A 12507-nucleotide genomic window follows, 5' to 3' on the forward strand; every position below is an offset into this window, starting at 1 on the left:
GGCGTCGGCGGGCGCCGGTCAGCGGCCCGGGGGCGTCCCCGGCCTCCCGGGCCCGCGGCGACCGGGCGGGGGCGGACCGGGGCCCGGGACCTCTACGGGGTCACGGAGAACTGCGTGAGGATGGCGTCCGCCAGCTGTGCGTCGCCCTCCACCTTCACCCGGTCAGCGACGGTGTGCGCCCGGACCCGGCCCGCCGCCAGGCGGACGTAGGTCTCCCAGTCCAGCGTCAGGGTCACCGCCGGGCCCAGCGACGGAGACTTGTCCACCGTGCCGCGGCCGTCCGCGTCCACCCGTACCGTCCGCATGAACTCCAGCTGACCGTGCACGTCGATCACCACGGCCGAGTTGGCCGGCGCGCCCGCCCGCTTGGCCACCACCTTCGGGAGCCCGGCCAGCAGGAGGTCGCGCGCCACGTACGCACCGGGTGAGTCCCAGTTCCCCGGTGCCCCGAGCGCCGCCCGCAGGTCCTGCTCGTGGATCCACACGTCGAACGCCCGCAGCCGCAGCGCCTGCTCCAGCGTCACCTGGTCACCGAGCGGCCCGCGGACCATCGTGGCCGGATCCCGCTTCTCGTTCCGCAGCTGCCGGGAGCGCCGGATCACCGTGTACTCCAGCTCCGAGGTCATCTCCGGCGCCGTGTGGTGACGGCGTACGTCGACCTGGACCTCCATGTACCGGCTGAACTCGTCCACCACGTGCCGGAGGTCCCGCGCCACGGTGTGGATCGGCCGCGGGTCGCCGAGCTGCTCGCACTCGATGCCGATGATGTGTGACACGACATCACGGACCGACCAGCCGGGACACGGCGTCGCCCGGTTCCACTCGCCCTCCGTCAGCGGGAGGACCAACTCGGATATCGCCTCGATGGAGTGTGTCCAGGCGTCGGCATAGGGCTGGAGGTCGGGATGCGGCTGGACGGTCAACGGGACCCCTCGCGGTGCTGTTCAATGGCGCGTTTTAAGAAGCTGTGGACTCAGTTTCCAAAACTACGCTGCCGGTGAGCACCCCGGCAGTGCTTTCGTGTGACGATCGTAGGCCCGAGTTGACGGCTTGAACGCCAGGACGGTGGTAGTGTGCGCGCCTCGCTGATCCAAATCGCAGTGAACGAGGGCGAGTCGGTGTCTTCCCGACGTGCCCGCGTGGCCGAACTCGTACGGGAGCAGGCAGGCTCCGATCTTGTCGTCCTGCCGGAGCTGTGGCCGGTCGGCGCGTTCGCGTACGAGCAGTTCGAGACCGAGGCCGAACCGCTCGACGGCCCGACCTACGAGGCCATGTCCGAGGCGGCGCGCGACGCCGGCGTCTGGCTCCACGCGGGTTCGGTCGTCGAGCGCGCGGGCGACGGCTCCCTCTACAACACCGCCCTCGTCCTCTCCCCGGCGGGCGAGCTCGCCGCCACCTACCGGAAGATCCACCGCTTCGGCTTCGACCAGGGCGAAGCGGTGCTGATGTCGGCCGGGGACTCCCTCACCACGGTGACCCTGCCGGAGCAGACCCTCGGCATCGCCACCTGCTACGACCTGCGCTTCCCCGAGCTGTTCCGCGGCCTGGTCGACGCCGGGGCCACCACGATGGTCGTCGCGGCGGGCTGGCCGGCCCGCCGCCGCGCGCACTGGACCCTGCTGAGCCGGGCGCGCGCCGTGGAGGACCAGTCCTACGTCCTGGCCTGCGGGACGGCCGGCACCCACGCGGGCGTGGAGCAGGCCGGGCACAGCCTGGTGGTCGACCCGTGGGGCGAGGTCCTGGCGGAGGCGGGCCCCGGCGAGGAGGTCCTCACCGTGGACCTGGACCCGGCCAAGGTCCCCGACACCCGGTCCCAGTTCCCGGCCCTGAAGGACCGCCGCCTGGGCCGCTGACCGGCCCCTGGGGGTGCCGGGGGTCCCGCCGGCGGGACCTGGCACTCCCGCGGTTGGCGTCCGCCCGCGCGGGCAGACGAGGAGGGACGGGCGGCGCGGGCCGCCACAGCCACGAGGAGGAGGCGGGTACGCCGTGACCGATGACGCGGAGGCCGTGCTGGAAGCCGCCCTGGAGCCCCACGAGCCCGCCCACGCGGAGATCGAGGCACGCCGGCGCGTCCGGGAGCGGGCCACCGGCATGAAACACCACGAGGCCCAGGCCGCCCTGGAGGCGGTGCTGGCGGCCTCCGGCGACCTGGAGCGGGCCGACGCGGCCGTCCGCGCCGAGGCCGCCGAGTGGCAGCGCATCAGCGACCTGCTGTTCGACCACGGAGGCCCGTACGCCCCGGACACCGACGCATACGTCCAGGGCCAGCTCACGGCCCGGGAACACCATCGGGACTGACCCCGCCCTCCCGTTCCTTCTCCGCCAACCGGATCACGCACACCGCGACCGCGATCAGCAGCGCCGCGTCCGCGTCCTCCCGGACCACGTCCACCGCGTACGTCTCGCGCAGGCGGTACCACTGCCGCGAGACCAGCGCGAGCAGCTCCCCGTCGTACTCGACCTTGAACTCGCGGTCCAGGATCCGCCCGCTGACGTCGAGCCCGGTGCCTTCGGCGAGAGTCACGCGAAAGTGGCCCCGCACCAGCGACAGCCGCTTGCGGCGGATCACCGCGAGCCGCCGCTCGTCCCGCTCCAGCGTCATCGCGTCCCGCAGGGTGAACAGCTTCTCCCGCAGGGTGATCAGGATCAGCCCGTCGGGATCCTTCAGCTCCAGCGTGTCCCGGAAGCGCAGCGCCTTGCCGTCGACGAGGAAGGCGTGCCGGCCGTCCTCGTCCTCGATCCAGTAGTCGTCCCCGATGGCCAGCATTTTGTCCCGTACGAGGTATTTCATGCGCGGATCAGTGCCCGCGATAGGTTGCCTTCATGCCCCTGCTCTACGTGACCGACCTGGCGTACCCCGCACGCGGCCGCCGCTACTGCGACGAGGACATATTCCTCACGTCCCGGCTGCGCGCCGCGTTCGGCCTGGCCCTGTGCCATCCCGCCGACGCCGAGGCCATGCTGCCCCTCGGCTTCGACGCCGTGATCGTCCGCAACAGCGGCCCGGTCCTGCACTACCAGCAGGCCTACGACTCCTTCCGCGCGGCCGCACTCGCCGCCGGGGCCCGCGTCTACAACCCGCTCACCGGCCGCGGCGACATGGCGGGCAAGCAGTACCTCCTCGACCTGACGGCCGCCGGCTACCCGGTCATCCCGACGGTCGACGACCCGGCGAGGCTCTCCGAGCTGCCGCAGGTCCCCACCTACGCGGTCAAGCCGAAGCAGGGGGCCGACTCCATCGGCCTCACCTTCACCGCGACACCGGACGGCCCGGCCGGGGCCGTGCTGATCCAGCCGCGCATCGACTTCACGTACGAGGTGTCCTTCTACTTCGTCGACGACGCCTTCCAGTACGCGCTGTACGCCCCCGATCCGGCCCGCCGCTGGGAGCTGGAACCCTACGACCCGACCGGGGCGGATCTGGCCTTCGCCCGCTCCTTCGTCGACTGGAACACCCTCGACCACGGCATCCAGCGCGTCGACGCCTGCCGGGCGCCGTCCGGCGAGCTGCTCCTCGTCGAGCTGGAGGACCTGAACCCGTACCTCTCCCTGGACCTCGTCCCGGCACCGGTGCAGGACGCCTTCGTGGGCGCCCTCACAAGATCCCTCCACACCTTCCTCGGCACCACCGCCTGATGTCAGACCCGGCTGCCAGGCTTTCCCCATGGACAAGCAGAGGTTCTGGAAGCTGATCGAGACGGCCCGCGCGGAAGCGGAACCGCAGGAGGTGTCCGCCCGCGCGGCCGAACTCCTCGCGAGCCGGCCGGAGTCGGAGATAGCCGCCTCCCAGCAGGTGCTGTGGGACCTGCTGGCGGAGTCCTACCGGGCGCCGCTCTGGGCCGCGGCCTACCTGATCAACGGGGGCTGCTCGGACGACGGCTTCGACTACTTCCGCGGCTGGCTCCTCACCCAGGGCCAGGAGGTCTTCGAGGCGGCCCTGACCGACCCCGACTCCCTGGCCGGGCATCCGGCGGTCGCCGCGGCAGCGGCCGAGGGCCTGGACCTGGAGGACGAGAGCGCCCTGTCGATCGCCTGGACCGCCTACGAGGCCGGCACCGGCCGCGAACTGCCCGCGGACTCCTTCACGATCAGCTACCCGGCCCTGGACCCGTCCTGGGACTTCGACTTCGACGACGCGGCCGAACTGGAGGCCCGGCTGCCGCGGCTCAGCGCCCTGTTCGGCCCCGCCTGAGCCGTCCCGTGGGGGCGGATCGCCCCGGGGGGCGGCCGCTCCGGCACGGGCGGCCGCCCCCCGGCACGGGCGGGTCAGACGACGGCGAACAGGTCCCCGAGCGGGGCGGGCACGCGGTCGGGCGGGAGCGCCTCGATCAGCACCCGGCCGTAGTGGATCTTGCGACCCCCCTTGGTGCCGAGGAACCGCCGCAACTGCTGCTGGGGGTGGCGGCCCTGTTGCGCGGGCTGGGACAGGAACGTCTGCAGGGGACGCAGTTCGCCCTCCTGCTCGATGAGCTCCGTCACCCGCTCCACACCCAGGGTGCGGATGAGCTCGTCCTCCAGGTCCGCGTCGCACACGAAGAAGTCCGGTGCCAGGCCGGCCCGCGCCCAGCTGCGGGCGTAGTAGCCGCGTTCCCTCTCGTCGCACAGACCTGTCAGATGCAGGTCCAGACCCCTCGGACCGAGTCGGTCGACGTAGCGGGACACGTTCATCGCCCCGCCCATCGCCAGGACGCAGACCCCCTCCGACGCGAGGTCCCGGCCGTAGCTCTCCGCCAGCGCGTTCACCGCGGCGACGTCGCTCGGCCCTTCGAGAAGGACGGCCCCCCGGACGGACAGCAGCGTGGCCAGCTCGTGCGCCGGCTCGCCGGATCCACCCGCCACCCACGCGGCGACCGCGTCCTGGAAGGAACTCATGTCACCCAAGGTACGTGTCCACCGGTACCGGCGACGACTGGGTTCCGGCCTCGCCGAGTGCCGCCAGCGCCGGGGCGTGACGTTCGATCAGGTTCGCCATTCCCGCCACCGTGGCGTCCTCGTAGAACTCGGCCGCCGGCAGGTCCACGTGCAGCACGGTCCGGATGCGGGCGAGGAGGTCCATCGCCAGCAGCGAGTTGCCGCCCATCTCGAAGAACTCGTCGTCGATGCCGACCTCCTGGAGGGCCAGCTCGTCGGCCAGCAGGTCCGCCAGCAGTTCCTCGACGGGGGTGCGCGGGGCCGCGTAGGGGGTGTCCACGGTCCGCGGGAGGTGTGCCGGGGCCGGCAGGGCCCGCCGGTCCGTCTTGGAGCCCAGCGTCAGCGGGAACTCGTCCATCACGACGATGACGGACGGGTGCATGTAACGGGGCAGCTTGTGGTGCAGGGCCAGGCGCAGCCTGGGCACCAGCCCCTCCGTGGCGCCGGTCGGCACGACGTACGCCACCAGGACCTTCCGGCCGGGCGTGACGTCGTCACGGGCCAGCACGACGGCCTCCTTCAGATCCGGCAGGCCGGACAGGGCCGCCGCGATCTCACCGGGCTCGATCCGGTAGCCGTCGACCTTGACCTGGTCGTCGGCGCGGCCGCGGAACTCCAGGGCGCCGTCGGTGTTGAGCCGGACCACGTCGCCGATGCTGTACATCCGCTCGCCGGGGACGAACGGGTCGGGGACGAAGCGTTCGGCGGTGAGCGCCGGACGCCCCACGTAGCCGCGGGCCACACCGCTGCCGCTGGTGTAGAGGAGCCCCCACTCGCCCTCGGGGACGGGCTGCAGCTTGTCGTCGAGGACGTAGAGGCGGGTGTCGGTGACCGCGCGCCCGATCGGGACGCTGTCGCCGACCGGCTCCTTCAGCACGTGGCAGGAGGTGAAGCAGGTGTCCTCGGTGGGCCCGTAGCCGTTGACCACCAGCAGCTCCGGGTAGGCCCGGCGCAGCGTGTTCATGTGCAGGGGCGACAGGGGCTCGCCGCCTCCGAGCATCTGCCGCAGCCCGGCCATGCTGTCGAGGTGGTCGTCGACCAGGCGGTGGAAGAGGCCGGTGGTCAACCACAGCGTGGTGATCCGCTCCTCCTCCAGGAAGGCGGCCAGCTCGTGCATCGCCACCGTGCCCGGCGGATAGACCACCAGCTTGGCGCCGTTGAGCAGCGACCCCCAGATCTCGAAGGCGGAGGGGTCGAAGCGCAGCGAGCAGAACTGCAGGAAGGTCTCGTCCGCGGTCAGTGAGGCGTAGTCGCCGTCCTGGACCAGGCGGACCACACCGCTGTGCCGCACGCCCACGCCCTTGGGCATGCCGGTCGAGCCGGAGGTGTAGCAGATGTAGGCCAGGTTGTCCGGGCCGGTGCCGGGCTCGACCGGCCCCGCGACGGGAGCCGTCTCCCACGCGCGGTCGAGGTTGACGACGGTGCCGTCGATCTCGGGCACGCGGTCGCTCAGCCGGTCGTGGGTCAGCAGGATGCGGGCCCCGGCCTGCTCCAGCATGTAGCGGAAGCGCTCGGGCGGCTCGTTCTGGTGCACGGGCAGGTAGGCGCCGCCGGCCTTCAGGATGCCGACGAGTGCGACGATCATCTCGAAGGAGCGCTCGACGAACAGGCCGACCACGCTCTCCGTGCCTACCCCCAGCGCCCGCAGGTGCCGGGCCAGCAGGTCGGCCCGGCGGTCGAGCTCCGCATAGCTCATGTCGACGCCGTCGAAGCGCAGGGCGGTCGCCTCGGGGCGCAGGCGCACCTGTTCGTCGAACAGATCGGTGATGGTCGCGTTGCGCCAGTCGTCAATTGTCATTAGATGCCCGCCTTGTCGCATGCTGCTTCGAACTCTCCCTGTGGAGAGCCGGCGGAGTCGGACCCGCCGATTCAAGGGCCGGACGTACCCGGCTGGTGATGGTCACGCGATCCCCTGCTTGCGCAGGCCGTCCAGAATCGTCGCGGCGCGCAGCGACAGCAGGCTGAACGATCCCGCGTCGCCGATGCCGTGGCTGGATTCGCACAGCCCGTTCAGGAACAGCGGCGGCGTGCCGTCGGACCGGGGACGCAGCTGGTAGTCGGGTTCGACGACCAGGTAGCCGTCGTCGTCGAACTGGAAGCGGTCGATCACGCCGGCCAGCACCGCCGGATACGCCTCCTGGCGCGGACCGGGCCCGAGGTCGCGGAATCCGGTCGCGAGGATCACCAGATCCACGTGCTCCGACGACACGTCCTTGGTGTGGACCTCCTCCACCTCCAGGCGCACGCCCGTGTCGTCGGCCTCGGCGGTCCGGACCTCGCTGTTGCCGCGGACGAAGATCCGCTGATCGCCGTCCAGACGCTGCTCGTATATGAGCGCGTACAGGTGGTGCAGGACGTCGGCGTCGGTCGACGAGTAGTTGGTGGGGCGCATGTACGCGTCGAGCTCGTTCTTGCTCGCCCGGTCCGCCCGGTAGTAGTAGTCCGTGAAGGCGGGGAAGAAGCCCTCCTCGCTGAAGGGACTGGTGTCCTTGAGCCGCAGCCCGAACTTCCGCACGTAGTTGACGATCTTCGCCTGCGGGAAGCGGTGCGCGAGGTCGAGGACGATCTCCACGGCGCTCTGGCTGCCGCCGACGACCGCGATCGACCGCGGGGCCTCCTCCAGCGCCCGCACCGTGTGCAGGTACTGGGTGAGGTGGCACACCCGGGGGGTGTCCAGTGAGTCGAAGGGGGCGGGCACGAAAGGCGTGCGCCCCGTGCCGACCACCAGCGAGCGGGCCCGGTGCTGCGAGCCGTCCGCGCAGGTCACCACGTACTCCGGCGTGCCGTCGACCTCGGCCACGGCGATGTCCGTCGCACGCGCCCCGCCGGCGACCTGGGACCGGAACTGGCGGGTGGCCCAGTCGATGTACTGCGCGTACTCCTTGCGCAGCGGGAACTCCAGGGGCAGGTTCAGGTGCTGGATGAGCCTGCCCTGCTCGAAGAGGTAGTTGACGAAGCTGTAGTGGCTGCGCGGGTTGCGCAGGGTGACGAGGTCACGGTTGGGGTGGTTCTGCATGTTGGAGCCGTCCAGCAGCAGACCCCCCTGCCACACCGGGTTCCGTGCCGCCTCCAGGAAGAAGGCGTCCGCCTGCGGCAGGTCCTCCTGCAGCGCGATGGCGAGCGACAGGTTCGCCGGCCCGAACCCGATGCCGAGCACGTCGACGGGTTCCTGGGCCGGTCCGGTCGCCTTCACGGCGCCTCGGCGTTCGTCATCGCGCGTCAGCATGGTTCTCCCGTTCCGCGCGCCGGCCGGCGATCAGCGCCGGGTCCGCCCGCATCTCCTCGTACCAGTGGCGCCACTGCGCCACGTCGTCGGCGAGGCCCGCGGCGGCGATCGTCGCCTCCTCGCGCTCCCAGCTGACCTCGCCGCGGGGCTGGATCCCGCTGCTGCCCAGGACCTTGCGGTAGAACGGGTCGTCCTCCTTGCGGGCGTCGCTCATCAGCGCACCCACCTCGGGCGAGACCAGTTTCAGGTCCGGACGGGGCGCCCAGCTCTCCAGGCCCCCGACCGTGGGCAGTCCGACCGCGGCCATCAGGGCGGCGGTCACACCGGCCGGATCGGCCCGCAGGTCGTCCGAGTCGAGCAGCACGTACGGGATGTCCCGGGCACGGCACAGCTCCAGCTGCATGCGCAGCGACTGCCACCCGCTCTCGAAGGGCGGGAAGGTCTGCGCGCCGTTGAGCTGCCGGACGATGCGCAGCCGTGAGGTGGTCGACAGCCGCGGGTCGCAGATCACGAAGACGGGCGGAGCCGTGGCCAGGCCGACGAGCTGCTCGAACTGGGACTCGTCGAGCTGGAAGCTCATCTCCTTCATCAGCAGGCCGCTGCCCGTGGGGACGTCGGCCAGCGTCACGCGCTCGCCCGACGCGACCTCCATGGGGTGGGAGAGGATGCTCCTCACCGATTCCGCCCCCTGATCGCCCCAGTAGCAGGCTTCGAAGGGCTCGTGGCAGTGGTGCGTCATCGACGGGTGCTGCCACAACAGGCGCGCCACAGCGGTCGATCCGGTTCGGGGTGGCGAAATCAGTGCCACCCGCGTCCGGTACGCCTGGCCCAACGCCGTTTTCAATTCCACTGTTTCCTCCTGCTGACTCAGCTCGGAACGGGCCGGGGCCACGGAATTCATCGGAGGTTCCACGGGATGCTCACCGCGCCTGCAGCGCCTGGTCGAGATCCTCGATGACGTCGTCCAGATGCTCGATTCCGACGCTCAGCCTGATCATGTCCGGCGGCACCGTGACCCGGTCGGGATCGGCGTCCGCCACCTGCTTGTGTGTGGTGGCCCCGGGAATGGTCGCCGTGCTCCTGACCTGCCCGAGGTTGTTCGCCCGCCAGATGAGCCCGAGACGGTCCATCACCGCGTGCGCGGCCCGGACGCCGCCGGCCGGGCGGAAGCAGACGAGGAAACCGAACCGGTTCTCCGCCTCGCCCCCGTCCAGCTCGCTGTCCACCAGCCACATGTCCCGTCGGGCGATGTGGTGGGACCGGTGGCTCTCCAGTCCGGGATAGAAGACCTCGACGACACCGGCGTGCCCGGCGAGGTGACGGGCCACCGCGTGCGCGGTGCGCGACATGGCGTCCACCCGGCCGCGCAGTTCCCGGATGTCCGAGAGGATGGTCCACGCGTTGAACGGGCTGAGAACCGCGCCCATGTCGCGCAGCGGGCCGCGGCGCAGATATCCGGCGTAGTCGGCGGACAGCTCCTCCGGCTGCCCGCGCAGCCCCAGGTCGTGCCGCGCGATCACCGCCCCGCCCATGCTCCGTCCGCTGGCGCCCGCCGCTTTGGTCAGCGAGTGCACCACCACGTGCGCGCCGAGGGCGAGCGGGCGCAGCAGGGCGGGCGTCGCGAGGGTCGCGTCGACGACGAGCGGGATGCCCGCCCGGTCGGCCAGGGCCGACAGCGCCGGGATGTCCACGAGCTGCACGGTCGGGTTCGAGGGGACCTCCGCGTAGAGGAACCGGGTGCCGTCGTCGATGCGGCGGGCCCAGTCCTCGACGGACAGCGGGTCGGCGACCCAGCGCACGTCGACGCCCCGTTCCTGCCCGTACCGCTTGTCGAAGACCATCGTCGTGGAGCCGTAACACTGCGGTGAGGCGACGATGTTGGGCTTCGGACCGGCGGCCGCGGACAGGAGCGGCATCGTGGCCAGGGTGATCGCGCCCATCCCGGTCGCGGTGACCGTGGCGCTCACCTCGGCGTCGACCCCGTACCCCTCAAGAGCCGCGACGGTCTGCTCCAGGATGCGGACCGTCGGATTGCCCCGGCGCGAGTACACCCAGCCGTCGCCGTCCTCGGCGGTGGCCGCGAGCATGGCGTCCATCGACGGGAAGCTCTGCGCGGTCGCCAGGTGGGCGGGCTCGCTCAGCGCACCGAGGTGATGGGCCGACTCCGCATGGTCGTAGGACCCGCTGATCGCCAGGGTCGTGAATCGGGCTGCAGTCACAGCAGCGACCTGCCTTCCGCCTCCGTCGGCCCGTCGTTCACGCGTGTTTCCTTTCCGTCCCGGTGGGGTTGTGGGCTGGTGCTCCGCGCGGCGGACGGCGGAGGGCTCGGTCGCCTTCCCCGTGGACCGCCGCATGCGGGGATGTCTTCGGCCGCGGCACGCGCCGCGCCACCGGACCCGACGGTCAGAGCCGGGCCAGTTCGTCCTGGAGGTCGTCGAGCCCGAGCGGGCCGAGGGACAGGGCGGCCGTGTGCCAGGACTTCAGGTCCAGCCGCTCGCCGCGGGCCGCGTGCGCCGCCCGGGCCGCGGCCCGGCCGTCCAGCCAGGCCCGCTCTCCCAGCTTGTAGGAGATCGCCTGCCCGGGCAGTCCCAGGTAGCGCCCGATCTCGCTGTCCACGAACTCGGGGGTCTGCCCGCTGTGCGCGGAGAGGAACTCCTTCGCGAGCCCGGGAGTCCACGCCAGGCCCGCGCCGACCGGCGAGTCCTCCGGGATGTCGAGGGCCAGGTGGACGCCGATGTCGATCAGGACCCGTACCGCGCGCAGCATCTGCCAGTCCAGGAAACCGAGGCGGTCGCCGGGGGTGCGCAGGTGGCCGAGTTCGTCCATGAGCCGTTCGGCGTACATCGCCCAGCCCTCGGTGCAGGCGTCGATCGCGCCGAGGCCGGCCTGGTACGCCGACAGCCGGTCGCTCAGGTGCCTCCACTGGGCGAGTTGCAGATGGTGGCCCGGTACTCCCTCGTGGTACCAGACGCTGCGCAGGCTCCACAGGGGGAACCGCGTGCGTCCCTGGGCCGGCAGCCACGTCCGTCCGGGGCGTGAGAAATCCACGCTCGGCGGGGTGTAGTACGCCGCCGAGCCGGTGCCCGCCGGTGCGATGGCGGATTCCACCACGCGCACCCGCGGCGCCAGTTCGAAGAGGGTCCCGTCGAGCTCGTCGAGGGCCTCGTCCATCCAGCCCTGCAGCCGCTGCCGGACTGCTTCCACACCGTCCACCGACTCGCCGTGCAGGTCGAGGTGGCGCATCGCCTCGCGGGGCGTGGCCCCGGGCAGGACGGAGTCCGCCTCGGTCCGCATCTCGGCCCGGATCCGGCGGTACTCCCCCCAGGCCCATGCGTAGGTCTCCCGCAGGTCGAGGTCGGCGCCGTTCCAGAACCGCGCCCAGGTGCGGTACCGGTCGGCGCCCACGCCGTCGGGCTGCGCCTCGGCGCGGGGGAGGTACTCGGCGCGCAGCCAGTCCCGCATGCCGGTGATCGCGGCGGCGGCCAGGCCCGAGGCCCCGTCGAGTTCGCTGCGCAGTGCCGCCGGCACGTCGGCGTCCGCGGCGAAGCCGGCGTGCCAGCCCCGACCGTCGCTGTCACGGCTCCAGGCGTCGAGCTGGTCGGCGATGACACGGACCTGGCGCGGCGCGGCGACGAAGGTGTCCTTCTCCAGCCCGCGGGTCAGGGACTCGCGGAAGCCGTCGAGCGTCCGGGGGACGAGGGCCGTGCGGCGCGCGACCGCGGTCCAGTCGTCCGCGGTCTTCGCGGGCATCAACTGGAAGATGTCCTGGACCCGTTGCTGCAGGCCGTAGACGTTGACGATCTCCCGCAGGTACTCGTCGTCGGTGCTGAGGGCCAGGTCGGCCCGGAGGCGCTCGCGCAGCAGCCGCCCGCACCGTCGCTCCGCGTCGGACAGGGGGCCCTGCGCGGCCTGCTCGGCCCGGTCCAGGTCGAGGAGGGTGGAGCGGGACAGGTCGTCCATCCGCTCGCGGCCCTCGGGCGAGAGGTCGGGCATCTCGTCCCGGCCCTGGGGGACCCCCAGATAGGTGGCGATGCCCGGGTCCACCCGGGCCAGTCCCGTGACGTAGGCGTCCGCCACATCGCGCACCGCGCGGGAGTCGGCAGGTATGTCTGCGCCCACGTGTCTCCACCTCACCCTGAGTCGATCGGTCTTCGGTTGCGTCCGGGGGCACGGCGAAGGGCCATGGACCACGCGGCGGACGTCAGAACCTGGAACGGGGTGCACCCGCACCGCCGGGGAACAGACTGTCCCGGCGGCATTGAGGGGTCAATGAAGCGCCTGTTGAACGCCGTTCCGGGGGAACGCCGCGGTGCTCCGGCCCCCGGGAACGCGCGCCGCCGCCGGCCCGCCGGCCGTGGTGACGGAGCCGG

Annotated in this window: 12 protein-coding genes; 4 read left to right on the forward strand and 8 right to left on the reverse strand. The window is 71.8% G+C overall.

Annotated features, from left to right (window positions below):
• Window positions 1–92: 92 nt before the first annotated feature.
• Complete coding sequence (locus DEJ51_RS17065) at window positions 93–923, reverse strand: maleylpyruvate isomerase family mycothiol-dependent enzyme (protein ID WP_150258341.1); 831 nt, start codon at window positions 921–923, stop codon at window positions 93–95.
• Window positions 924–1073: 150 nt separating this feature from the next.
• Here DEJ51_RS17065 and DEJ51_RS17070 point away from each other — a divergent pair, with 150 nt between their 5' ends.
• Window positions 1074–1853, forward strand: coding sequence for a carbon-nitrogen family hydrolase (locus DEJ51_RS17070; RefSeq protein ID WP_150258343.1), 780 nt, complete (start codon window positions 1074–1076; stop codon window positions 1851–1853).
• Window positions 1854–1986: 133 nt separating this feature from the next.
• Window positions 1987–2298: a hypothetical protein gene (locus tag DEJ51_RS17075; protein ID WP_223835845.1), complete on the forward strand. Its 312-nt coding sequence runs from the start codon at window positions 1987–1989 to the stop codon at window positions 2296–2298.
• Here DEJ51_RS17075 and DEJ51_RS17080 read toward each other — a convergent pair.
• Complete coding sequence (locus tag DEJ51_RS17080; protein ID WP_150258344.1) at window positions 2270–2791, reverse strand: LURP-one-related/scramblase family protein; 522 nt, start codon at window positions 2789–2791, stop codon at window positions 2270–2272. The two genes, DEJ51_RS17075 and DEJ51_RS17080, sit on opposite strands and share 29 nt — an antisense overlap.
• 32 nt (window positions 2792–2823) lie before the next feature.
• Here DEJ51_RS17080 and DEJ51_RS17085 point away from each other — a divergent pair, with 32 nt between their 5' ends.
• Window positions 2824–3636: a hypothetical protein gene (locus DEJ51_RS17085; RefSeq protein ID WP_150258346.1), complete on the forward strand. Its 813-nt coding sequence runs from the start codon at window positions 2824–2826 to the stop codon at window positions 3634–3636.
• Window positions 3637–3664: 28 nt separating this feature from the next.
• The gene (locus DEJ51_RS17090; protein WP_150258347.1) at window positions 3665–4192 is read left to right on the forward strand and encodes a DUF4240 domain-containing protein; all 528 of its coding nucleotides are present in this window, start codon (window positions 3665–3667) and stop codon (window positions 4190–4192) included.
• Between the two features lie 74 nt (window positions 4193–4266).
• Here the strand turns inward: DEJ51_RS17090 and DEJ51_RS17095 are convergent, their stop codons facing one another.
• From DEJ51_RS17095 to DEJ51_RS17120, 6 genes are all read right to left on the reverse strand, one after another.
• Window positions 4267–4881, reverse strand: coding sequence for a TOPRIM nucleotidyl transferase/hydrolase domain-containing protein (locus DEJ51_RS17095; RefSeq protein ID WP_150258349.1), 615 nt, complete (start codon window positions 4879–4881; stop codon window positions 4267–4269).
• Window positions 4874–6709, reverse strand: coding sequence for a non-ribosomal peptide synthetase (locus tag DEJ51_RS17100; protein ID WP_190620430.1), 1836 nt, complete (start codon window positions 6707–6709; stop codon window positions 4874–4876). Before DEJ51_RS17100 ends, DEJ51_RS17095 begins: the two co-directional genes overlap by 8 nt.
• 102 nt (window positions 6710–6811) lie before the next feature.
• Complete coding sequence (locus DEJ51_RS17105; protein WP_150258352.1) at window positions 6812–8137, reverse strand: lysine N(6)-hydroxylase/L-ornithine N(5)-oxygenase family protein; 1326 nt, start codon at window positions 8135–8137, stop codon at window positions 6812–6814.
• On the reverse strand, window positions 8121–8906 hold the full coding sequence (locus DEJ51_RS17110; protein ID WP_150258354.1) for a hypothetical protein: 786 nt from the start codon (window positions 8904–8906) through the stop codon (window positions 8121–8123). The genes DEJ51_RS17105 and DEJ51_RS17110 overlap by 17 nt, the downstream gene beginning before the upstream one ends.
• 151 nt (window positions 8907–9057) lie before the next feature.
• Window positions 9058–10356: a trans-sulfuration enzyme family protein gene (locus DEJ51_RS17115; RefSeq protein WP_190620432.1), complete on the reverse strand. Its 1299-nt coding sequence runs from the start codon at window positions 10354–10356 to the stop codon at window positions 9058–9060.
• A gap of 184 nt (window positions 10357–10540) precedes the next feature.
• Entirely contained in the window at window positions 10541–12256 is a 1716-nt protein-coding gene (locus DEJ51_RS17120) for a DUF885 domain-containing protein (protein ID WP_150258357.1), read from the reverse strand.
• Window positions 12257–12507: the final 251 nt, after the last annotated feature.

The sequence above is a fragment of the Streptomyces venezuelae genome (genome assembly GCF_008642275.1).
GTDB lineage: Bacteria > Actinomycetota > Actinomycetes > Streptomycetales > Streptomycetaceae > Streptomyces > Streptomyces venezuelae_E.